The 22,603-nt window shown below is 74.2% G+C and carries 16 protein-coding genes and 1 riboswitch; of the genes, 7 read left to right on the top strand and 9 right to left on the bottom strand.

Translation table 11 applies throughout. The annotated features are described in order from the left end of the window. Positions 1-366: precorrin-8X methylmutase (locus ACWGKU_RS19665; RefSeq protein ID WP_452191499.1), on the bottom strand; the 366-nt coding region annotated here is incomplete at its 3' end. Then, complete coding sequence (locus ACWGKU_RS19660) at positions 363-1,730, bottom strand: hypothetical protein (protein ID WP_401044847.1); 1,368 nt, start codon at positions 1,728-1,730, stop codon at positions 363-365. The genes ACWGKU_RS19660 and ACWGKU_RS19665, both read right to left, overlap by 4 nt. Positions 1,731-2,058: 328 nt before the next feature. Then, a riboswitch (cobalamin riboswitch) is annotated at positions 2,059-2,144 on the top strand. A gap of 47 nt (positions 2,145-2,191) precedes the next feature. Between ACWGKU_RS19660 and ACWGKU_RS19655 the strand changes: the two genes are divergently transcribed. Both ACWGKU_RS19655 and cobN read left to right on the top strand, forming a co-directional pair. Next, complete coding sequence (locus tag ACWGKU_RS19655) at positions 2,192-2,368, top strand: hypothetical protein (protein ID WP_380539474.1); 177 nt, start codon at positions 2,192-2,194, stop codon at positions 2,366-2,368. Beyond that, positions 2,365-5,988: a cobaltochelatase subunit CobN gene (gene cobN, locus ACWGKU_RS19650; RefSeq protein ID WP_452177903.1), complete on the top strand. Its 3,624-nt coding sequence runs from the start codon at positions 2,365-2,367 to the stop codon at positions 5,986-5,988. Before ACWGKU_RS19655 ends, cobN begins: the two co-directional genes overlap by 4 nt. A gap of 27 nt (positions 5,989-6,015) precedes the next feature. Here cobN and ACWGKU_RS19645 read toward each other — a convergent pair whose 3' ends face one another. Then, entirely contained in the window at positions 6,016-7,161 is a 1,146-nt protein-coding gene (locus ACWGKU_RS19645) for a tetratricopeptide repeat protein (RefSeq protein ID WP_401044854.1), read from the bottom strand. 134 nt (positions 7,162-7,295) lie between these two features. Here ACWGKU_RS19645 and ACWGKU_RS19640 point away from each other — a divergent pair, with 134 nt between their 5' ends. Both ACWGKU_RS19640 and lnt read left to right on the top strand, forming a co-directional pair. After that, positions 7,296-7,430, top strand: coding sequence for a hypothetical protein (locus ACWGKU_RS19640; RefSeq protein ID WP_401044857.1), 135 nt, complete (start codon positions 7,296-7,298; stop codon positions 7,428-7,430). A 79-nt stretch (positions 7,431-7,509) separates the two neighbouring features. After that, positions 7,510-9,144 carry an apolipoprotein N-acyltransferase gene (gene lnt / locus ACWGKU_RS19635; RefSeq protein WP_452177904.1) on the top strand — a complete coding sequence of 545 codons (1,635 nt, stop codon included), beginning with the start codon at positions 7,510-7,512 and terminating at the stop codon, positions 9,142-9,144. Here lnt and ACWGKU_RS19630 read toward each other — a convergent pair. The 3 genes from ACWGKU_RS19630 to gdhA form a co-directional block, all read right to left on the bottom strand. After that, positions 9,120-9,884, bottom strand: a complete 765-nt coding sequence (locus ACWGKU_RS19630; RefSeq protein ID WP_452177905.1) for a VOC family protein — start codon at positions 9,882-9,884, stop codon at positions 9,120-9,122. The genes lnt and ACWGKU_RS19630 overlap by 25 nt on opposite strands. A 217-nt stretch (positions 9,885-10,101) precedes the next feature. Beyond that, positions 10,102-10,977, bottom strand: a complete 876-nt coding sequence (locus ACWGKU_RS19625; RefSeq protein WP_452177906.1) for an AraC family transcriptional regulator — start codon at positions 10,975-10,977, stop codon at positions 10,102-10,104. Positions 10,978-11,177: 200 nt separating this feature from the next. Beyond that, positions 11,178-12,584 (bottom strand): NADP-specific glutamate dehydrogenase, encoded by a 1,407-nt coding sequence (gene gdhA, locus ACWGKU_RS19620; protein WP_380539453.1) that lies wholly within the window; start codon positions 12,582-12,584, stop codon positions 11,178-11,180. A 343-nt stretch (positions 12,585-12,927) separates the two neighbouring features. Here gdhA and ACWGKU_RS19615 point away from each other — a divergent pair, with 343 nt between their 5' ends. Continuing rightward, positions 12,928-13,557, top strand: a complete 630-nt coding sequence (locus ACWGKU_RS19615) for a GTP cyclohydrolase II (protein WP_387727691.1) — start codon at positions 12,928-12,930, stop codon at positions 13,555-13,557. A 149-nt stretch (positions 13,558-13,706) separates the two neighbouring features. Here the strand turns inward: ACWGKU_RS19615 and ACWGKU_RS19610 are convergent, their stop codons facing one another. From ACWGKU_RS19610 to ACWGKU_RS19600, 3 genes are all read right to left on the bottom strand, one after another. Further along, entirely contained in the window at positions 13,707-17,069 is a 3,363-nt protein-coding gene (locus ACWGKU_RS19610) for a protein kinase domain-containing protein (RefSeq protein ID WP_452191497.1), read from the bottom strand. A gap of 428 nt (positions 17,070-17,497) precedes the next feature. After that, positions 17,498-19,615, bottom strand: coding sequence for a putative bifunctional diguanylate cyclase/phosphodiesterase (locus tag ACWGKU_RS19605; RefSeq protein ID WP_452180415.1), 2,118 nt, complete (start codon positions 19,613-19,615; stop codon positions 17,498-17,500). Positions 19,616-19,784: 169 nt separating this feature from the next. After that, positions 19,785-20,591, bottom strand: coding sequence for an SAM-dependent methyltransferase (locus ACWGKU_RS19600; protein WP_401044471.1), 807 nt, complete (start codon positions 20,589-20,591; stop codon positions 19,785-19,787). Between the two features lie 248 nt (positions 20,592-20,839). Between ACWGKU_RS19600 and ACWGKU_RS19595 the strand changes: the two genes are divergently transcribed. Further along, positions 20,840-21,358, top strand: coding sequence for an SRPBCC family protein (locus ACWGKU_RS19595; RefSeq protein ID WP_452180414.1), 519 nt, complete (start codon positions 20,840-20,842; stop codon positions 21,356-21,358). Between the two features lie 161 nt (positions 21,359-21,519). Further along, positions 21,520-22,560: an aminotransferase class I/II-fold pyridoxal phosphate-dependent enzyme gene (locus ACWGKU_RS19590; protein WP_452180413.1), complete on the top strand. Its 1,041-nt coding sequence runs from the start codon at positions 21,520-21,522 to the stop codon at positions 22,558-22,560. Positions 22,561-22,603: the final 43 nt, after the last annotated feature.

The raw sequence follows: 22,603 nt of genomic DNA, 5'->3' as shown, positions 1-22,603 counted from the left end.
CCACAGCTCCATGGCCGCGGCGCTGCGGGTGTTGCCCATCTTCCGGGCGAGTTCGGGCACCGACGGGTCGGTGAGGGTGCAGATCACCTCGTTGTCGGCCGGCAGCCGCTTGCGGGTGACGCCGCTCGCGACCATGTTGACGTCGCAGAGGATGGGCGCACCGGCGTGCAGCGCGGCGCGCGCGGAGGCGACCACACCGGGCGAGTACACCAGGTCCTCGACCAGGTCGACCATCCCGCAGGCGTGGATCATCCGCACCGCGACCTGGGAGACGTCCGCCGGAAGGGCGGCCAGATCGGCCTCCGCGCGGATGGTGGCAAAGGACTGGCGGTAGATGGACGCGCCGTCCTTCTCGTACTCGATCACTTCGTGGTCCTCCTGGCCTCGGCGACCGCCTCGGCCATCTCCTCGTTCGTCACGTCGACGCCCGTCGCGTCCTTGACGTCCGCCGCATCGGCAGCCGTCGCACCGGCTCCCGCGGCGTTCACCGTCACCCGATAGCCGCGCCCTGTGGCGAGCACGTCCACCCAGCGCCCGGCCGGGTGGCCGCAGCGCCGTTCACAGCCCGACCAGTGGACGGGCAGCACACCTGTGGGCCCGGCACCGACCCCCACCACGAGACCCGCCCCCGCAGCGGCACCGGCGTCCAACGCGGCACCGACTGCCGCAGCGGCACCGGAGTCCAACGCCCGGGCCGCGTCCGAGCGGACGTCGGCCAGCGACTTGGCGCAGCCCGGCAGCCCGGTGCAGGCGGTGGCCCGCTCCCAGGCCGAGCCGGGCTCGGTGCGAAAGCCCGCCGCGGCGAGAGCCGGCAACCGGTCGGCCGGAGCGCCGGGCAGCACCGCTCCGCGCCAGGGGGTCAGTCGCAGTTCGCCGGCCGAGGCGGCGACCAGCGTCCGCCACTGCCCGGCGCCCGCCCGGCCGAAGCGCAGTCCCACCGAGAGCCCGCCGGGCAGCGCGCCGACGGCGGGCGCGGCACCGGCGAAGGCGGGCAGCGGAACCGGGCCGGCCGGCAGCAGGTCGGGGGCCTCGCGCAGGTGCCAGGCCTTGCGCCCGTTGGTCCGCAGCGCCGCCAGGAAGGAGCGGGCCGCGTCCAGCACGGCCGTCACCTCCTGCCCGGCCTCGACCGGGTGTCCGTGGTCGGCTCGCCCGAGGCGCAGCAGCCGGGTGCCGTCCGGGCCTGCGATCAATGTCACATCGGCGTCGAGCGCGGCGACGTCGCCCCGCCCGTCGTCCAGCGCGAACAGGAACTTGCCGGAGAGCCCGGCCGCCCAGTCGCTCGCGCACAGTCGTGCGTCCAATTCCCGTACCCAGGCCTGTACATCGGCTCTGCCGGGGCCGCCTGCGGCGTCCAGTCCGGCCGCCGGCGAGGCGATGATGTTGCGGACCCGCTCGTGGGTGTCCGAGGGCAGCAGTCCGACGGCGCGCAGCCGGTCGGCGAGCTCGGCCGCGCAGTGCGGGGCCAGGCCGCGCAGCTGGACGTTGCCGCGCGAGGTGGTCTCCAGCTCACCGTCGCCGAGGACCTCGGCCGCCTCGGCCAGCGCGAGGGCCTGACGATCCGTCAGCAGCCCGCCGGGCAGGCGGATCCGGGCGAGGGCGCCGTCGTCGGCCGTATGCAGACGAAGCGCTCCGGGGCAGGCGTCCGCACGCCCCCGGTCGGGCACCTCCCGGTCGGGTCCTGCGGCGCCCGGCGCGGTGGCGTCGGGTGTCGGTGGCATGGCGGCGAGCATACAGATGATCCGATCGCTTGCCTCCGTCCGCTGCATCACACCCGGGCCGCACCTCGGTCGCACCCCGGCCGCACCCCGACCACCTCATCGGCTTCACCACCGGCCCCGCGCCCCGCTTCGACCCCGCTACACCCCCCCCCGCCTCGGCCCCGCTTCGTCGCGCTTCGGCCCCGCTTCGCCCCCGCTTCACCACCGCTTCACCGCCGCCTCGTTGTCGCCTCGCATGCCCGAACGTCCGAAAGCTCACCCTCCCCCAGGTCAGCCGTACCCCGTACGATGCTGACGGGCGGTCCCAGCGGGCCGCCCACACGCCAGCGACGGCGCAGGGGAGGAAACCGGTGCGAACCCGGTGCGGTCCCGCCACTGTGACCGCGGTTCACCGGTAGACCGGTCGGCCGCGGGAGCCAGGAACTCCTGCCGTCCTCCACCGGCCCGGGGCGCGGACCCCGAGGAAGGCAGACATGTTCCAGCGCTGTCGCATGCCCGCGCCCGCGTCCCCGGCCGCCATCACGGCCGTTCCGGCCGCCGCCACGACCACCCCGGTCGACCGCGCGGCCGCTCCGGCCACCTCTGCGGCCGACCCGGCCCAGATCCCGGCCGCCCTGGCCACCGACGAGGCCGGGAGGGCCTTCATATGATCCTGCTGCTGTCGACGTCCGACACCGACCTGCTCAGCGCCCGCGCTTCCGAGGGCCCGGTGCGCTACCGGCTCGGCAACCCGGCCCGACTCACCCCCGAGGACCTGCCCGCGCTGCTGGAGGGCACCGAGCTCGTCGTGGTCCGCCTGCTCGGCGGGCGCCGCGCCTGGCAGGAGGGCCTGGACACGCTGCTGGCCGGCCCCCGCCCGGTCATCGTGCTGACGGGTGAGCAGGCCCCCGACGCCCAGCTGATGGAGCTGTCCACCGTCCCGGCCGGCATCGCCGCCGAGGCGCACGCCTACCTGGCCCACGGCGGCGCGGCCAACCTGGCCGAGCTGGGCGCCTTCCTCTCCGACACCGTGCTGCTGACCGGTCACGGCTTCGCCCCGCCCGCCTCCGCCCCGGCCTGGGGCCCGCTGGAGCGCGAAGCCCGTACGACCGAGGGACCGACCGTCGCGGTGCTCTACTACCGCGCCCACCACATGAGCGGCAACACCGCCTTCGTGGAGACGCTCTGCCGAGCCGTCGAGGACCAGGGAGCCCGGGCCAAGGCCTACTACTGCGCCTCGCTGCGCGGCGCCGAGCCGGAGCTGCTGGCCGCGCTCGGCGAGGCCGACGCCATCGTCACCACCGTGCTCGCCGCCGGCGGCACCCGCCCGGCCGACGCCCAGGCCGGCGGGGACGAGGAGGCCTGGGACGCGGGCGCGCTGGCCGCCCTCGACCGGCCGATCCTCCAGGCGCTCTGCCTCACCTGGTCGCGCGCCCAGTGGGAGGCCAGCGACGACGGCCTGTCCCCGCTGGACACCGCCACCCAGATCGCCGTGCCGGAGTTCGACGGCCGCCTGATCAGCGTCCCGTTCTCCTTCAAGGAGCTGGACGAGGACGGCCTCACCGTCTACGCCGCCGACCCGGAGCGCGCCGCCCGGGTCGCCGGCACCGCCGTCAAGCACGCCCAGCTGCGGCACGTTCCGGCCGCCGAGCGCCGCCTCGCCCTGGTGCTGTCCGCGTACCCGACCAAGCACGCCCGGGTCGGCAACGCCGTCGGCCTGGACACCCCGGCCAGTGCGGTGCGGCTGCTGGAGCGGCTGCGCGCGGAGGGCATGGACCTCGGGAACGACCTCCCCTCGTTCGACGACGGCGAGGGCGGCCACGAGGGCGACGCGCTGATCCACGCCCTGATCGCGGCCGGCGGCTACGACCAGGACTGGCTCACCGAGGACCAGCTGGCCCGCAACCCGGTGCGCATCCCCGCGGCCGACTACCGCCGCTGGTACGCCACCCTCCCGCAGGGCCTGCGCGAGCAAGTCGAGGAGCACTGGGGCCCGGCCCCCGGCGAGCTGTACGTCGACCGCTCGCAGAACCCGGACGGCGACATCGTGCTGGCCGCGATCCGCTCCGGGAACCTGCTCGTGCTGATCCAGCCGCCGCGCGGCTTCGGCGAGAACCCGGTCGCCATCTACCACGACCCCGACCTGCCGCCGAGCCACCACTACCTGGCCGCCTACCGCTGGATCGAGGCCGCCCAGGAGGACGGCGGCTTCGGCGCCCACGCGGTGATCCACCTCGGCAAGCACGGCAACCTGGAGTGGCTGCCCGGCAAGACCGCCGCGCTGTCCGCCGAGTGCGGCCCGGACGCCGTCCTCGGCGACCTGCCGCTGGTCTACCCCTTCCTGGTCAACGACCCGGGCGAGGGCACCCAGGCCAAGCGCCGCGCCCACGCCACGCTCGTCGACCACCTCGTCCCGCCGATGGCCCGCGCCGACTCCTACGGCGACATCGCGCGCCTGGAGCAGCTGCTGGACGAGCACTCCAACATCGCCGCGATGGACCCGGCCAAGCTGCCGGCGATCCGCGCCCAGATCTGGACCCTGATCCAGGCCGCCAAGCTCGACCACGACCTCGGCCTGGACGAGCGCCCCGAGGACGACGGCTTCGACGACTTCCTGCTGCACGTCGACGGCTGGCTCTGCGAGGTCAAGGACGCCCAGATCCGCGACGGTCTGCACGTCCTCGGCCAGGCTCCGGCCGGCACCGACCGGGTCAACATCGTGCTCGCCATCCTGCGCGCCCGGCAGATCTGGGGCGGCGTCAGCGCCCTGCCCGGCCTGCGCGAGGCGCTCGGCCTGGACGAGGCGGCGCTCACCCTCGGCGCCACCGACGCGGCCGAGGCCAAGGCGCGCGCCCTGGTCGAAGCCATGGAGGCGGAGGACTGGGCGCCCGAGGCGGTCGAGAAGGTCACCGCCGAGCTGCCGGAGACCGTCCAGGAGGCCGTCCGCAAGGTGCTGGACTTCGCCGCCACCCAGGTGGTGCCGCGGCTGTCCGCCACCACCGACGAGCTGGACGCCGTGCTGCACGCGCTCCAGGGTGGCTTCGTCCCGGCCGGCCCGTCCGGCTCGCCGCTGCGCGGCCTGGTCAACGTGCTGCCGACCGGCCGCAACTTCTACTCCGTCGACCCGAAGGCCGTCCCCAGCAAGCTCGCCTGGGAGACCGGCCAGGCCCTCGCCACCTCGCTGGTCGAGCGGTACACCGCCGACAACGACGGCGCCTACCCGCCCTCGGTCGGGCTCTCGCTCTGGGGCACCAGCGCGATGCGCACGGCCGGCGACGACATCGCCGAGGCCTTCGCCCTGCTCGGCGTGCGCCCGGTCTGGGACGACGCCTCGCGCCGGGTCACCGGCCTGGAGCCGATCCCGCTGGAGGAGCTGGGCCGCCCGCGCATCGATGTCACGCTGCGCATCTCCGGCTTCTTCCGGGACGCCTTCCCGCACGTCGTCGCCCTGCTGGACGACGCGGTGCGCCTGGCCGCCGCCCAGGAGGAGTCCCCCGAGTCGAACTACGTGCGCGCCCACGTCCAGGCCGACCTCGCCGTGCACGGCGACGAGCGCAAGGCCACCGTCCGGGTCTTCGGCTCCCGCCCGGGCACGTACGGGGCGGGCCTGCTGCAGCTGATCGACAGCCGGGACTGGCGCACCGACGCCGACCTGGCCGAGGTGTACACGGTCTGGGGCGGCTACGCGTACGGCCGCGGGCTGGACGGGCGCCCGGCGCGCGAGGAGATGGAGACCGCGTACAAGCGGATCACCGTCGCCGCGAAGAACACCGACACCCGTGAGCACGACATCGCCGACTCGGACGACTACTTCCAGTACCACGGCGGCATGGTGGCCACCGTGCGCGCCCTCACCGGCAAGGCGCCGACCGCCTACATCGGCGACTCGACCCGCCCGGAGACGGTCCGCACCCGCACCCTGACCGAGGAGGCCGCCCGCGTCTTCCGCGCCCGGGTGGTCAACCCGCGCTGGATCGAGGCGATGCGCCGCCACGGCTACAAGGGCGCCTTCGAGATGGCCGCGACGGTGGACTACCTGTTCGGCTACGACGCCACCACGGGCGTGGTCGCGGACTGGATGTACGAGAAGCTGACCCAGGAGTACGTCCTCGACCCGGTCAACCGGGAGTTCCTCGCGGGCGCCAACCCGTGGGCGCTGCACGGGATCAGCGAGCGGCTGCTGGAGGCGGCGAGCCGCGGGCTGTGGGAGCAGCCGGACCCGCGGCTGATCGAGCAGCTGCAGGCCGCGTTCCTGGAGACCGAGGGTGACCTGGAGGGCGGCGAGGACTGACGCCCCGCTGAGCGGAGGCCGCCGGTGTCAGGACCGGCGGCCTTCGCGTTCCCACCACTGCGCTTCGAGGCGGGCCCGCCAGCGGTCGGCCTCCCCGGTCCGGCCGGCGGCGACCAGGACGTCCAGGTAGGTGGCCTGGAAGGCGAGACCGACGTGGTCGTCGTCGACGCGTCGTTCCACCAGCTTCAGCGCGTCGTCGTACCTCCCGGCGGTCAGCAGAATCCGGGCCAGGATCTCTGCGATGTACGCCCGGTCCGTCAACGGGCGCAGCTCCTGCTCCGCCTCGTCGAACTTCCCTTGGAGTGCCAGGGCCTGGGCGAGCCACTCCTTGACCTCGATGTCATCACTGCCCGACGACCGGGCGACCCGCTCGGCCTCGGCGAACCGGCCGGCCTTGACCAACGCCCTGGCACAGCCGGCCACGCAGAGGTTGTCGGTCGGGAAGAGCTCAGCGCCCCGCCGGTAGTACGGCAGAGCTTCCTCGGGACGGTTCAGGTAGTCGAGATAGCCCGCCACGGACCAGGCGTACAGCCCGTTGCCGGGGTCGAGCCGAAGGGCGTTCAGCATGTGTCCGAGCGACGCCTCGACGTCCCCGAGGTGGTCCTCCAGGTAATCGGCGACCGCTTCGGCCGCGTCCGCCGACTCCATGTCCACGCCCCGGAGCACCTTCAGAACAGCTGTGATCCCGCTGTCATTCGACTTGGCCAGAGCGCGCAGGTACAACACCGTCAACGGGCTCCGAGGGCTCCCTTCGAATTCCTTCTTCAGGAATTTCGCAGCTTCTTGAGGATTTCCGGAGTCGAGCATCCTCTCGGCGATGCGGTACGCAATGCGCTGCCTCCCCAGACCTGTTTCCGTCCCTTCCGACAGCCGATAGCGGCGACTGTCCGTGGGCGTCGCCCGGTCGGCTGGTTCCTCCGGGCGGTCCTCCTGAAGCCGAGCGGACTTCCAGGCGGCGCGGAACTCCTCCGGATCTCCCCCGAGCGCCTCCACGATCAGCTCCAGCGCGCCCCACCGGGGCAGGCGCTTGCCGGTCAGCGCCTGGTGGACGGTGCTGTGGCTCACCGCGCCGGCGGTCCCGGCGGCGATCCGGCGGGTGCTGGGCTCGCCGGCGTTGAGGTGCAGCTCACGAAGTCGCACGGTCAGGTCGGCGAGCGCTCCACCATTTTGCACGTATTGCCCCCTTTTTCCGTAATCCCTCGTAAAACGTTACACCACTCCCGTCCCGCCGGGTCCCGCCACGTATCACTCGGTAACGCTTTGCCCGGCCCCGTATTCGACACGTCCCGGTACACCAGATTTGAAGCATGACGACGAACACCGAAACCAGCACGGCCGGGAACGGGAAACTCCACGAGCGCATCAAAGTCGCGATCAGCCTCCTTTCCGCGGCCAATCTCCTCACGCAGGTGATTTCGGGGGTGATCCAGTTGTTCCGATGATTCGCCTGTCCGCCGATCCGCGTCGGCCTCGTGTGCGGCCATCTGGCACCGAGGGCGGTCCGAGCGGACAATACGGGGCATGTCGCGCCGCACCGCTCCCACCAGCCCTGCTCCGACCACGACGACCACGACCCCCACCGAGGGGCGGGAGCCGCACGCGCCGCACCGGTACCGGGGGCGGATCGGTGCGCTGGCGGCCGGAGCGGTTCCGGTGCTCGCCTTCCCCGAACCCGGGCAGGCGTGGCTGGCGTGGATCGCGCTGGTGCCCGGGCTGCTGCTGATGCAGCGGGCGCCGTCGGGCCGGGAGGCGGCGGTGCGCGGCTGGTGGTTCGGGGCGGGGTTCATCCTCGCGGCGATGTCCTGGCTGGTCCCGTCCATCGGGCCGGGGCTGCCGGTGCTCGCGGTGCTGCTCGGGGCGCTCCAGAGCGGCGTCGGGTACACCGTGCACCGGCTGCTGCACCCCCGGCTCTCCGCCCGGCGGGCGCTCCTGGCGCTCCTGGTCGTCCCCGCGGTCTGGGTGACCACCGAGTACGCGCGGTCCTGGCCCGCGCTCGGCGGCCCGTGGGCGCTGCTCGGCGCCACCCAGTGGCGGCACCCGGCGATCCTCGCCCTGGCCTCGGCCGGCGGGATCTGGCTGGTCAGTGCGGCGGTGGCGGCGGTGAACACCGGGGTGCTGATCGCGCTGACCGCGGTGCACCGGCGGCCGCGGGCCGTCGCCGCCGGCTCCGTCGTGCTGGTGCTGGCCTCCGGCCCGCTGCTGTTCGCACTGCGCGAGGCGCCCGCCAGGGACGGGGCCGCGACCGTGGCACTGGTCCAGCCCGGCATCGTGGAGGACCCCAAGGCCCGGTTCGAGGCGAGCGCGCGGATCACGGCCGGACTCGTCGGGCAGCCGGTGGACCTGGTCGTGTGGGGCGAGAGCAGCACCACCGCCGACCTGGACCGCGACCCGGCCGCGCTGGACACGCTGCGCGGGCTCGCCGCGACCACCGGCGCCGAGGTCGTCGCCGGGGAGGACGCGCGCAAGGCGGACGGGCGGATCTCCAAGGACGCGGTACTGGTCTCCCCCGCCGGCGTGGTGGACCGCTACCGCAAGATCCGGCTGGTGCCGTTCGGCGAGTACATCCCGCTGCGGCCGGCGCTCGGCTGGATAGCCGGGGTCAGCCGGGCGGCGGGCGAGAACCGGGCGCCCGGCACGTCCTTCCACGTCCTGCCCGCCACCGACCGGGCAGGCGTGCCGCTGCCCGTCGGGGCGCTGATCTGCTTCGAGTCGGCCTTCCCCGACATGGCCCGCACCGCCGCCCGGGACGGCGCCCGGGTGCTGGTCTACCAGTCCTCGACCTCGACCTTCCAGCGCACCTGGGCGCCCGAGCAGCACGTCTCGCTGGCGGCGATCCGGGCCGCCGAGACGGGGCGTCCGGCCGTGCAGGGTTCGCTGACCGGGGTCTCGGCCGCCTTCGACGCCCAGGGCCGGGAGCTCGCCCGGCTCGGCACCGGCGGCACCGGCGGCACCGGCGGCACCGGCGGCACCGGCGCGCTGAGCGTCCGGCTGCCGCTCACCGCGCCCGGAACCCTGACCTGGTACGACCGGATCGGCGACGTGGTGCCGCTCGGGGCGCTGCTGGTCACGGCGGGGGCGGCGCTAGTGGCCGTGGCCGGGTGGCGGCGCTCGCGCGTCGCCCGGCGGGCCGGTCAGCCCTCGGCGCCGGCGGCGTAGACCCCGAACGCGGCGCCCTGGGGGTCGCGCAGCACGGCGATCCGCCGTCCCCCCGGCAGTCCGGTGGCGGGCATCAGGACGTCCCCGCCGAGCGCCGTCGCCCGACCGACGGTGTTGTCGACGTCGGCGACCGCGAAGTACGGCAGCCAGTGCGGCGGCACCTGGGGCGGGAAGCGGTCGTCCATCGTCAGCATGCCGCCGAAGTCCCGTCCGTCCAGACCCCATTGGGGGTAGTGCTCGGACGGGGCGACGGACCAGCCGAAGACCTTCGGGTAGAAGGCGAGCGCGCCGGCCGGGTCACGGGTGAGCAGTTCCACCCAGCCGAGCGAGCCGGGCTCGTTGAACACCCCGGCGCCCCGGAAGGCGCGGGCCTGCCAGACGATGAGCACCGCGCCGGAGGGGTCGGCGGCCACCGAGAAGCGGCCGAAGTCGGAGACGTCGGTGGGGTCCTTCAGGACCCGGCCGCCGGACTCCTTGACCCTCGCGGCGGTGGCGTCGGCATCGGCGACCGCGATGCAGACCGTCCAGGCGATCGGCTGCTGGGGGGCGTAGCGCGGGGTGATGGCGGCGGCCGGGGCGCCCCCGACCAGCATCTGGGTGTAGTCGCCGTGCCCGGGGCGGGCCGTGTCGTCCACCTGCCAGCCGAAGAGCTCGGTGTAGAAGGCCAGGGCGGCGGGCGGGTCGGAGGTGCCCAGCTCCGTCCAGCAGGGGGCGTTGGTGGTCACGGAGGTCTGCTTCATGGCGTCTGTCCTCGCAGCTTGCTCGGGAACTCCCGGGTTTTTCGGCGCCTCGGCCCCCGCACCTCCCGCCCCAGCATGCGGGGCGGGGGCGGAGCTTGGCGGGCGGTGGTGGGCCGAACGGGGTGGACGAACAGATGACAGCTGACAGATTTCGAAATCTGTCAGCTGTCATCTGTCATTCGTCATCGGTTATCTGTCGGCTGCCGCCCGCCATCCGTCAGCTGCGTACGGCCCGTGCCACCGGGATCCACAGCTCCGCCTCGGCGTCGCCCGTCCCCGGCACGGGGCGGACCCGGAGGATCTCCGGACCCGGCCGAGCCTCGTACGGGTTGGACGGGAACCACTGGCTCGCCACGTCCCCCCACATCTCCTGCAGGGCCTGCGGGAACGGCCCGGTGTTGGTGAACACCGCCCAGGTGCCGGCCGGGACGTCGAGCACGTCCAGATCCGCCGGGACGGCGACACCGTCGCGCGCCACCACCGCGTGCCAGTAGTCGAGTTCGGACCCCTCCTCGCGGTTCGGCGAGAAGTCGTCGCTCACCGACAGGATCCCGGCCGGGTCGTCCCCGGACAGGGCCGCGATCCGAGCGACCGTGTCCTTGTCGAGCCCCTTGATGAACTCGGCGATCCCCGGGTTGATCCCCACGTAGATCAGGGTGACCCGGGCCTTCTTGCCGACGATCCGGAAGTCCGGCTTCTCCACGATCCGGTATTCCATGCTGCTGCTCCCCTCCACGACGAGTCGGAAGGACATCCGGGGCTGGGAGACGAGCACCGCACCGTCGCGCCGGACCTCGCCGGGCCCGACTCCGTGCATGGCCCGGAACGCCCGGGCGAACGCCTCCCCCGAGGAGTACCCGTACCGGACCGCGATGTCGAGCAACGTCCGCTCACCGTCGAGGACTTCGGCCCCGGCGACGGTGAGCCGCCGACGCCGGACGTACTCCGACAGCGGCATCCCGGCGAGCATCGAGAACAGCCGCCGGAAGTGGTACTCCGACGTCATCGCGATCCGCGCCAGCTCGGCCACGTCGACCTCGCGGTCCAGGTCTCGTTCGATCCGGTCCATCGCCCGGTTCAGGTGCTCCAGCACGCCAACCCCGCCCTTCCCTTGTGACACTCACCGTAGGAAGGCCCCACCCTGCCGCACCCGACAATCGGTGCCCGCTCCGGTCGGGTACCGATCGTCGGGTACCGATCGTCGGGTGACGGCCGTCGGCGGCTCGGATTCGGCGGTGCTGCCTCGGCGGCGCCGAGGCAGCGGCCTTGCGCCAGCGGTCTCGCGTCAGCGGCTCAGATCAGGCCCTGGGCCAGCATCGCGTCGGCGACCAGCTCGAAGCCGGCGATGTTCGCACCGACCACGTAGTTGCCCGGGTGGCCGTAGCGCTCGGCGGTGGTGAAGCAGGAGTCGTGGACGTGCTTCATGATCCCGGCCAGCCGCTCCTCGGTGTGCTCGAAGGTCCAGGAGTCGCGCGAGGCGTTCTGCTGCATCTCCAGGGCGCTGGTCGCGACGCCGCCGGCGTTCGCCGCCTTGCCCGGGCCGAAGGCCACCCCGGCCTCCTGGAACACCCGCACCGCCTCCGGGGTGGTGGGCATGTTCGCGCCCTCGGCGACGGCCAGCACCCCGTTGCGCACCAGGGCCAGCGCGTCGGCCTCCGCCAGCTCGTTCTGGGTGGCGCAGGGCAGCGCGACGTCGCAGGGGACGCTCCACACGCCCGGGCCCTCGACGAACCGGACGTGGCCACCGCGCAGTCGGGCGTAGTCGGAGACCCGCCCGCGCCGGACCTCCTTGACCTCCTTGAGCAGGTCGAGGTCGATGCCCTTCTCGTCCACCACGTAACCGGAGGAGTCGGAGCAGGTGAGCACGGTCGCGCCGAGCTGCTGGGCCTTCTCGATCGCGTAGACCGCGACGTTGCCGGCCCCGGAGACGACCACCCGGCGCCCGTCCAGGCTCTCGCCGCGGCTGTGCAGCATCTCGGAGGTGAACATGACGCAGCCGTAGCCGGTGGCTTCGGTACGGACCTGCGCGCCGCCCCAGCCGAGGCCCTTTCCGGTGAGCACGCCGCTCTCGTACCGGTTGGTGATCCGCTTGTACTGGCCGAAGAGGTAGCCGATCTCCCGGCCGCCGACGCCGATGTCCCCGGCCGGCACGTCGGTGTACTCGCCGAGGTGGCGGTAGAGCTCGGTCATGAAGGACTGGCAGAACCGCATGATCTCGGCATCCGACCGGCCCTTGGGGTCGAAGTCGGAGCCGCCCTTGCCCCCGCCGATGGGCAGACCGGTGAGCGCGTTCTTGAAGATCTGCTCGAAGCCCAGGAACTTGACGATCCCGAGGTTCACCGAGGGGTGGAAGCGCAGCCCACCCTTGTACGGCCCGAGGGCGCTGCTGAACTCCACCCGGAAGCCGCGGTTGACGTGGATGTCACCGGAGTCGTCCGTCCACGGCACCCGGAACATCAGCTGCCGCTCGGGCTCGCAGATCCGCTCGATGATCCGGGCGTCGAGGAGCTCGGGGCGGTGGGCGAGCACCGGCGCGAGGGTCTCCAGCACCTCGTGGACGGCCTGGTGGAACTCGTCCTCGCCCCGGTTGCGGCGGACCACGTCCGCGTAGAGCGCCTCTATCGCGCGCCGCTCGGCGTCGAGGGAGGAGTCAAGAGAGGAGTCGAGGGAGGAGTGGGGGGTGGCGGGGGTCAGCGGCATCTGGTCAGGACCCTTCCGTGGTCGTCGATGGGCGTGCGCGGTGTCCCGGCGGGCCTGAGGGACGTGCCCAGGAAACGCGGCAAGTCTCGCAGTGTCCACACCGCGGGTCCCGCACCATCCACATGCTGGAAGGCCTGGTGGGAACAGTCGGGACCGGTGGGGTGTTGTGCGCCTCCGCGGTCGATCCCCGCCCCATCGGCCCGGCAGTTGTTCAAATTGGAACTACCTAGTACGGTCGACCTCCGATCCACCGCGATCCGTCCGGACCGGTCGAACCCACCCGGTTCGTCCCGGTCCACCCCGGATTCGTCCCGGTCCACCCCCGATCCACGGAGGCCCACCCATGCCGCAGCCCGGCTCCGCCACGGTGCGCTCGCGTGTGCGCATCCCGCTGACCTTCCCCGACGGCTACCGCGCCGAGGCGGAGACCTTCACCTTCCACGGCCTCGCCGACGGTGCCGAGCACCTGGCGCTCGCGCTCGGCACGGTCCCCGAGGGCGGGACGCCGCTGGTGCGGCTTCACTCCGAGTGCCTGACCGGCGACGTCTTCGGCTCCGACCGCTGCGACTGCGGGCCGCAGCTGCGCGAGTCGGTGGAGCGGATCAGCGAGGCCGGCGGGTACCTGCTCTACCTGCGGCAGGAGGGCCGCGGCATCGGGCTCTACAACAAGCTGGACGCGTACGCCCTCCAGGACTCCGGCCTGGACACGTACGACGCCAACACCGCCCTCGGCCTGCCCGAGGACGGCCGGGACTACACCGCGGCCGCCCAGATGCTCGCCGCGCTCGGCGCCACGGGCATCGACCTGCTGAGCAACAACCCGGACAAGGCGGCGCAGCTGGCCGAGCTGGGGATCGTCGTGCGGCACCGGGTGCCGACGGGCGTGCACCTGTCGGCGAGCAACGTCCGCTACCTGCGAGCGAAGGTGGAGCGGACGGGACACTCGATCGAGCTCTCCCGACTGGTCGGCTGAGCGCCGGCAGAGAACGGGCCGCAGCGAACACGGAACAGGGAACACGGAACAGATGACGGATGACAGCTGACAGATTTCGAAATCTGTCAGCTGTCATCCGTCACTCGTCATCTGTCATCTGTCCGCTGCCAGCTGTCAGTCGTCGCCCCTCAGCTGCGCCCCGCCCGTCCCCGGACCGTCCGCAGCCCCCCGTACGCCGCCAGTGGCAGCATCACCAGCAGGGCGGCCCAGAAGGCCCCGTGCCCCCACAGCCCGGCGATCGACCTGAACAGCCCCTCGAACACCGGTATCCGCAGTGCCTCGACCGGTCCCAGCGGCCCGGGCCAGGCCCCCAGGAACAGGGTGGCCGGGACCCAGAGCGCGAACAGCCCCCGGGCGGTGGCCGGAGTCCCGAGGGCGCTCACCAGCGACACCGCCGCCAGCAGCAGGACGAACCCGGCCTGGTAGGCCGCGCCGCTCTGTCCCGTCCCCCAGGAGCCGGGCGTCCGGTGCACCCCGGTGGCCGCGAGCCTGACCTCGACCGCCCCCCACAGCAGCAGCACCAGCACCGCCGTCGTCCCGAGCGCGAACCGCACCCGGTCGCGGGTCCCCGCGCCGCCCGTCCGCCACCGCCCGGACGGCGCGCTCCACACCCGTTCGCCGCCGGCGGCCCCGGGCGATTGCTCCGCGCTCCGCTCGTCCAGCCGCCGCCAGGCCGCCCGGACCTGGGTGCGTGCCTCCTGGGCGGGCTTCAGCAGCCGGTTGGAGGCCCGTTCCACCAGGACGAGCGAGACCACGATCGCCACCACCGCCGCGATGCCGGCCCAGCTCCCCATCCCGCCCTCGAACACGACCACCCGGTCGGCCACCGACTGCGGCGTCGCCGGCGCGGTCATCGGCGGCCCGAGCCGCAGGTAGCCGATGGCGAGGGCCCCGGCCCCGGTCAGCAGCGCCGTGCCGATGCCCACCCGGGCGGGGAAGAAGGCGATCACGGCGGCCGCCACGAGCCCCGCACCGAGCTGTCCGACCACCTGCCGGGCCGCGTGGTCGCCGGCGTTGCGCAGGTGTCCGCCGAAGGCGCCCGCGGGCGAGAGGTCGAGCTTGTCGCCCGCCTCGACCGGGTAGCGGAGCACCGCTCCCGCCCACAGCAGCAGTCCGAAGGCGAGGAGCAGCAGCAGGACCGCCCCGGCGCGGCGCGGCAGCGCGGCGCGGGCGTAGGGCCACCAGGCCGCCAGTCGGGCCCGCCGGTCCACCGGGGGCCGCCGGCGCCGGTTGTGCCACAGCCGGGCCACCCGCCCTTCCTGTCGTACCCCGGCCTCCGGCTCGGGCCGCTCGCGCTGCTCGGACCGTCCCCGGCCGCGCCGCCGCAGTGCCTCCGCCGCGATCAGGGCCGCCCGCCCGCCCGGCTGCGCCGGGTCGGCGCCCACCGCCCGGCGCCGCAGCGCGGACCAGCGGCGCCGCACCACGTCCCGGGCGGTGGCCGCCGCCGGGTCCGGCGCCGGCCTGCGGGCCGCCGCCCGTGCGGCGGTGCGGGCGCCCGCGTCCACCGCCAGCGCGCCGTCCACCACCGTGGCGGCCACCACGGCCGCGAGCTCGGACACCCGCTCGGGCAGCGGCAGCCGGTGCAGGGCGGCGGGCAGCGGCGAGAGCCGGCCGAGCAGCCGTGCGCGCTCCTCGGGCCGGATGCTCAGCCAGACCGCCTGCCGGTGCGCCTCTTCGCGTTCCTCGGGGCTGAGCCCGTCGCCGCCGCGCCGGCCGCCGCCGACGGTGCGCGCCAGCCGGTCCACCTCGGCCAGCACTTCCGGCAGTCCGGCCAGCGCGAGCAGCCGGGAGCAGTGCTCGCCCGCGCATTCGGGGTGGAAGCAGTCGTAGCGGGCGACCACGGTCGGCGCCCCGCCCCGGACCAGTTCGTCGATGAACTCGGCGCCGTCCGGTTCGGTGACGACGCGTTCCAGGCCGGTGGTGTCGATCGGGCGGTCGCGGTAGTGCGGGACGGTGCCCGGGGCGAAGGCGGCGCCCAGGGCGAGCACCGCGACCGCCGCCACGGACTCGCGCCGGGAGCCGGGCGCCCGGGCCACGTCGGAGAGGTAGTGCAGGTCGAAGACGGTGTCCTCGACCTCGTCCCGCAGCCAGTCGCGCACCCGTTCCGCTCCCCCGGTGGAGAGCCAGCGGGCCGCCGCGCCGGAGTTCTTGAGCAGCGCCTCGGTGAGCCGGACCGGGTCGGTGAACGGGTTGCCGAGGAAGGTGACCGGCCGGTGCGCCCGGGCCTGCGCCTGCGGCCGGCGGCGGATCACCTCGGGGGTGCCGCCGGCCAGCCAGCCGCGGACCTGCGGCGCGGTCCAGCGGTCCTCCGGCTTCTTGGTGAACAGCCCCTGGAGGAGCAGCAGTTGGCGCGGGTCGCGGACGGCTGAGAGGTCCACCTCCTCACCCATGACCAGTTCCAGTTCCAGCTCCTGGTCGGCCGGGCGCTCGCCGTCCGCGCCGATGAAGCGCGGGCGGCCGACGAACAGCTCGTACAGCACGTTGCCGAGCCCCCACCAGGGCCCGGCCTGGTGGTTCTTGCCGGCCAGCTGCTCGGGGGCCATGTAGGCGACGGTGACCATCATCGCGGAGGTGAACCGGCGGCTGTCGGTGAGCCGGTCGACGCCGCCGAAGTCGGCGATCACGAACTCCCCGGACCCGCTGCCGGGGCGCACCAGGATGTTGGCGGGCTTGAAGTCCAGCGGGTTGCGCTTGATCCGCTGCTGCCAGAAGTCGAGCAGGGCGACGAGCTCGTAGACGATCTGCTCGGCGGTCCGCCGGTCGCCGTGACCGCCCTCCCGCCACAGCCCGGCGACGTGCGCGGCGAGGGTGACCGGCAGGTACTCCATGGCCACCCAGTCCACCTGGGCGCCGTGGTGGCCGACCCGGCCGAAGTCGATCAGGTGCGGGACGTGCCGGCGGAAGCCGTCGTTGCGCAGGTGGGCGAGCAGGTCGTGGTCCATCGGGTGGCCGGCGACGGCCACCTTGACGGCCGCGTCACCGCCTCCGTCGGTGCGCCGGACGTACCAGACGGTGCCCTCGGAACCGGCCCCGGCCCGGCCCAGCGGGATGAAGCGGCCGCGCAGCGCGTCCGGGAAGGCGCCCTCGAACGGGCCGTCGGAGCCCGGGCGTCCGCCGGGGCCTCCGGCCGGAGCGGGACCGCCGGGCCCGATGCCGTCCTGCCAGGACGGCGAGCCGCCTCCGCCTCCCGCCCCGGACCTGGGCCGGACGACCTCGGTGACCGCCTCCGGGTCGGCGCCGCCCGAATGTCCCGGGTACGTCGGACGCCCCGGCCGGCCCGGACTCCCCGGCCTCCCCGGCCGGACCTCCGTCAGCGCGTCCGGATCGGACCCTCGCCCGGCGTCCGGCCTGCGGCGGGTGGCCGCCTCCGGGTCGAACCGCGGCTCGGCGCGGGACGTCCGACGCGTCGCCGCCTCCGGGTCGAAGCGCGGCGGGACGGCGGGCGCCCGACGGGTCGCGGCGCGCGGGTCCACCCGGGTCGGCGGATCCACCCCGGGCGGCACCGACCCTGAAGGCACCGACCCTGAAGGCGCCGACCCGGGCGGCACCGACCCGAGCCGGGAGGGCCGGTCAGAGGCGGCTTCGGAGCCCCGCCAACGCCCCCGCGACCACCGCTCCACCCTGCTCCCCGGCGGATTCCCCGGCTCGGCTCCGGCGGCCGACCGGGGCCTCGGCCCGCGCCGTTCGCCCTCGGCCGGATCCGCGTCCTCCGTCGTGCCCATGCGACGTTTCCCTCCCCCGCAGCCCGGACCGGCGCGGGGTCGTGACCGCGGGCGCACCGGTGCCGGGGTGGATTGTGACGCGTCATCATCCCGCACGGCGGGCGCGGGTGTCGGGCGCTTTTCCGGATCAGGACCGACCCGTCGCAGGACCGGTACGCAAGCGCCTCCCGCGACGCGGAACCGGGCGCCGTCGGCCCTCAGTGCTCCCCGACCGGGCGCCCCGTCGGCTCCTCCACGATCCGCCGGGCGATCTCGTCGGGCCGCACCGGGCGCCCGAAGTGCCACCCCTGCGCCCAGTCGCAGCCCATGGTCCGCAGCCGCTCCGCGTCCCGGTGGGTCTCCACGCCCTCGGCGGTGACGTTCAGCCCGAGCGCGTGCGCCATCGACACCAGTCCGCTGACGATCCGCCACCCGGTGGACTCGTCCTTCCCCGGTTCGTGCAGGTCGCCGACGAAGGAACCGGCGATCTTCAGCCCGGAGACCGGCAGGTCGCGCAGGTAGGCGAGGTTGGACCAGCCGGTGCCGAAGTCGTCCACGGCCAGCGACACCCCGAGGTCGACCAGCCCGTGCAGGGTGCGCAGCGCCTCGTCCTCGGGCCCGACCACGGTCGACTCGGTGATCTCCAGCTGCAGCCGGGCCGGGTCCAGTCCGGTGCCGTCGAGGATCCGGCCGAGGTCGGTGACCAGGGCGGCGCTGCGGGCCTGCCGGACCGCCAGGTTGACGTTCAGCTGCGGGGCGGCGTCGCCGTACCGCTTGATCCAGTTCGCGGCCTGGCCGCAGGCCTGCTCCAGCACCCAGCGGCCGAGCGGCATGATCAGCCCGGTCTCCTCGGCGGTGGTGACGAACTCGTCCGGGCCGAGCACGCCGAGCTGCGGGTGGCGCCAGCGCACCAGCGCCTCCACGGCGGCCAGCCGGCCGTCCGCGAGGCGGTAGAGCGGCTGGTAGTCGATGAAGAACTCGCCGCGGTCGAGGGCCGCGGGCATCCGCACCGACACCGCGTAGCGGCTGACCGCGCGGGCGTTCTCCTTGGGATCGAACAGCGTCCAGCGGCCGCGGCCGGCCTCCTTGGCACGGTACAGCGTGAGGTCGGCGGCGCGGACGGCCGCGCCCGGGGTGGTGGTGGACACCCGCCGCTCCAGCACGCCGACGCTGGCACCGACGGCGAGCTTGTGGTCGCCGATCAGCACCGGCCCGGCGAGCGCCTTGAGCACGGTCTTCGCGGCGGCCACCGCCTCCTGCTCGCCCCGGCAGCGCTCCAGCAGGACGACGAACTCGTCGCCGCCGAGCCGGGCGACCAGGTGGCCCAGCGGGCTGAGGGCGGCCTTCAGCCGGGCGCCGACGGCGGCCAGCAGCTGGTCGCCCATGTCGTGGCCGAGGCTGTCGTTGACCACCTTGAAACCGTCGAGGTCGACGTAGCAGAGGCCGAAGCGGGCACCCGGCTCGGGCTCCTCGAACAGCTTCTCCAGCCGCTCGAAGAAGGCCGCGCGGTTGGGCAGGCCGGTCAGCGGGTCGTGGGTGGCCTGGTGGCGCAGCCGCTCCTGGAGCCGGTAGCGGTCGGTGACGTCCTCCAGCATCGCGACCTGGTACTGCGGGATGCCGTCGTCGTCGCGGATCAGCGAGACGGTCAGGTGGGTCCAGATCACCTCGCCGTCCTGGCGGTAGTACGGCTTGTCGAACTGGAAGTAGTCCCGCTTTCCGCTGATCAGCTCCTCGTACGCCTCCCACACGCCCGGGGTGTCCTCGGGGTGCACGAGGTCGCCGACCCGGCGCCCGATCATGTCCTCCGGGCCCGCGCCGAACAGGTCCTGGAGGGCCTTGTTGACCGCCATGATGTTGCCGTCGGTGTCGCCGATGCCGATGCCGATCGCGGCGCTCTCGAACAGCGCCCGGAACCGGGCCTCGGACGCGCGCAGCGCCCGCTCGGCCTCCTTGCGGGCGGCGTCGGCGGCGGTGCGGATCGCCTCCTGCTCGATCAGCGTGCGCTCGCGCAGGGCGCCCGCCCAGCCGGCCGCGAAGGCGCCGGTCAGGGCCGGGCCGCGGTCGTCGTGGACGGGCTGCGCCTGGAGCAGCTCGACCGCCCGGGCCAGCAGCACCGGGTCGGTGAAGTGCGCGTCGACCAGTTCGGCGCCGGCCTGCGCGGCCAGCCGCGGCTCGAACGGGTCGCCCTCCTGGGCGCGGTGCAGCAGCGCGGCGGTGCGCGCGACCAGCCGGCCGAGCAGGCCGGGGTGGACGGCGATGCCGTGGTCGGCGGAGAGCAGCCGGGCCCAGTCCTCGTGGAAGCGCTCCGCGTTGCCGCGCACCGGGGTGCTACTCATCTGCTGAACCTGGTTCCTCTGCTGTGCGCGCCGGTTGCGGCGGGCCCGGCGACGGCCGCTCGGCCGCTCCCGTTGCCCCGGGTCGTGCTGCCGCCCGGGCCCGGCACCGCGCTTCCGGCGGCCGCCGCGCGGGGCGCACGGCCGTCGGTGCCTCGTCCGTCGCGTCCGATCAAGGGCGGAACCCCACGCCCGCCACCCCGGTCATCCGCTCGGGGTGCTCACCGACCGTACCGGGCTGGTCCGGGCGCCACTGCGGCAGGTAGACCACGCCCGGCTCGACCAGCTCGAAGCCGGAGAACATCGCGGTGATCTGCTCGTGGGTGCGCATGGTGAGCGGGGTCGGCGTCATCCGGTACAGCTTCTGGTGGTCCTCCGCCTGGTCCGGGCGGCCCTCCAGGGAGGCGTGCGAGAGCACCAGCGCGCTGCCGGGCGGGAGGGCGTCGCGGATCACGCCGATCAGCTTCCACGGGTCCTCCTCGTCGCTGACGAAGTGGGCGACGGCGACCAGCAGCACGGCCACCGGCTCGCCGGCCGCCAGCAGCTCGCCGACCTCGGGGCGGGCCAGCAGGTCGGCCACGTCGCGCAGGTCGGCCTGGACGACGGCACTGTCCCGGTCGTCCTCCAGCAGCAGACGGCTGTGCGCGACGGCGACCGGGTCGCGGTCCACGTAGACGACCTTCGCCCCGGGGCGGATCTCGCGGGCGATCTCGTGCACCGCGCTGAAGGTCGGGATGCCGGAGCCGATGTCCAGGAAGCGGCTGACGCCCTGCTCGGCGAGGAAGGTCACGGCGCGGCGCAGGAAGGCGCGATTGGAGCGCATGATCTGCGGCAGCTCCGGCCACAGGGCCATCGCCTTGCGGGCCATCTCCCGGTCGACCTCGAAGTTGTGGGAGCCCCCGAGGTAGTAGTCGTAGACCCGCGCGGCGTTCGGTTTGTCCAGGTCCGTACCCTCCGGTACCCAGCTCGGTCGCCGCATGCCTGTGACTCCTTCACTCCGGTTCTGGGGTGGCAGCACCCTGGGGATGCTGCTGTGACTGTTGAGACTACAAGCACACAAGATCCTCCCCCGCACCCCGAACGGGTGCAAGCGGAATGCGCCCTTCCCGAAGGACGGGCACCTCCGGAACGCCCGCCCTCCGGCGCGGGTCCGCACCGGGGACCAACTCGACAACGGTCCACCGGCGTTCGCCCCTCGGGCCGGCCGGGCCGCACTAGGGTGGGGTGGTGGACCCCAACCACTACCGATTCCGGGGCGTCTGGCGGCTCGCGGCTCCGGCGCCCGCCGTGTACGCGGCACTGGAGGACGTGCGGAGCTACCCGCTGTGGTGGCCGGAGATCCGCGAGGTCCGGCCGACCGGCGAGGACCGCGGGGACGTGGTGGTGCGCGCGCTGCTGCCGTACCGGCTGGTGATCGGCCTGGTGGCGAGCCGGCGCGACCCGGCCGCCGGGGTACTGGAGGTGATCATGCGGGGCGACCTGACCGGGTGGACGCGGTTCACGGTGACGCCGGACTCCACCGGCGGCACGGGCAGCCAGGGCAGCGCGGGCAGCCGGGTGCTGTTCGAGGAGGACACCCGGCCCGGCAAGCCCTTGCTGCGCCGGCTCGCCCTGCCGCTGCACCCGCTGTTCCGGGCCAACCACGCGGTGATGATGCGCCGGGGGCGGCGGGGGCTCGCCGCCCATCTGGCGGGCGGCGGACGACGGACGACGGACGACGAGCGGCGGGTGACGGCGAACAGATGACGGACGACAGCTTTCAGCGAACAGATGACAGATTTCGAAATCTGTCATCTGTTTGCGGCGCTCCCGGCTCCGCCCCCGACTTCGGGTTCGACGCCCCCTTCGACCGGACCGGCACCGGCAGCAGCAAGTGGGCCCGCGCGGACGCCCCCGGGGTGATCCCGATGAGCCTCGCCGACATGGACCTGCCCGGCCCGCCCGCCGTCGCCGAGGCGCTGGAGCGGCGCGCCCGCCACCGCGCGTACGGCTACACGGTGTGCGACCCGGCCGGCCGCACCCTGGTGGCCGACTGGTACCGCGCCCGGCACGGCGCCGCGGTGGACCCGGACTGGGTCCTGCTGCTGCCCTGCGGCCCGCGCACCGCGCTGCGCATCCTGCTGGAGACCGTACGGCCGCAGGCCCCCGTCCTCTTCCCCACCCCCGAGTGGGGCGGTTTCGCCCAGCTCTGCCGCGCGGCCGGCCTCCCGCACCACGCGCTGCCGCTGCACCTGGGCCCGGACGGCTACCGGCTCCCGCACGGCCCGCTCCCCCGACCCGCCGGCGCCGTGCTGCTGAGCAACCCGCACAACCCCTCCGGCACCGTGTGGCCCCTCGACGCGGTGCGCGGTCTCGCCGCGTGGGCGGCCGAGAGCGGCGCGCTGCTGGTCTCGGACGAGGTGCACGGCGACCTCACCCATCCCGGCCGCGCCCACCCCGTCGCCGTCGCCACCGCCGACCCGGCGCACCTGCGCCACGTCGTCACCCTCAACTCCGTCGGCAAGACCTTCAACTGCTCCGGCATCCCCAGCGGTTTCGCCCTCGTCCCCGATGCCGGGCTGCGCGCCCGGTTCGCCGAGGCGCTGGCCGGCTACGGCCTCTGGGAGGGCGGCCTGCTGGAGCAGACCGTGCAGCAGGCGGCACTGCGCGAGGGCGGCCCCTGGCTGGACGCGCTGCTCGCCCACCTGGCCGCCGCCCGCACCCGGCTGACCGACCGGCTCGGACCCGCCGTCCGCTCCGCCCCGCACGCCTCCTACCTGCTCTGGCTGGACGCCGCCGCGCTCGGCCTGCCGCCCGCCGACGCCCGCCGGGCCCTGCTGGAGCGCTGCGGCCTGGAGGCCTCCGACGGCGCCGAGTTCGGCTCCGGCGGCCGGGGTTCGCTGCGGCTGAACTACGCCCTGCCGGGGCCGGTCCTGATGACCGTCCTGGAGCGGCTGGAGCGCCTGTGACCCCGGCACATGCCCCGGCCGGATCGGGCCCGGGCCCCGCCCG

Source organism: Kitasatospora sp. NPDC054768 (genome assembly GCF_053612025.1).
Note: the sequence above shows the minus strand (reverse complement) of the source record. Positions and strands in the feature narration are given on the sequence as shown.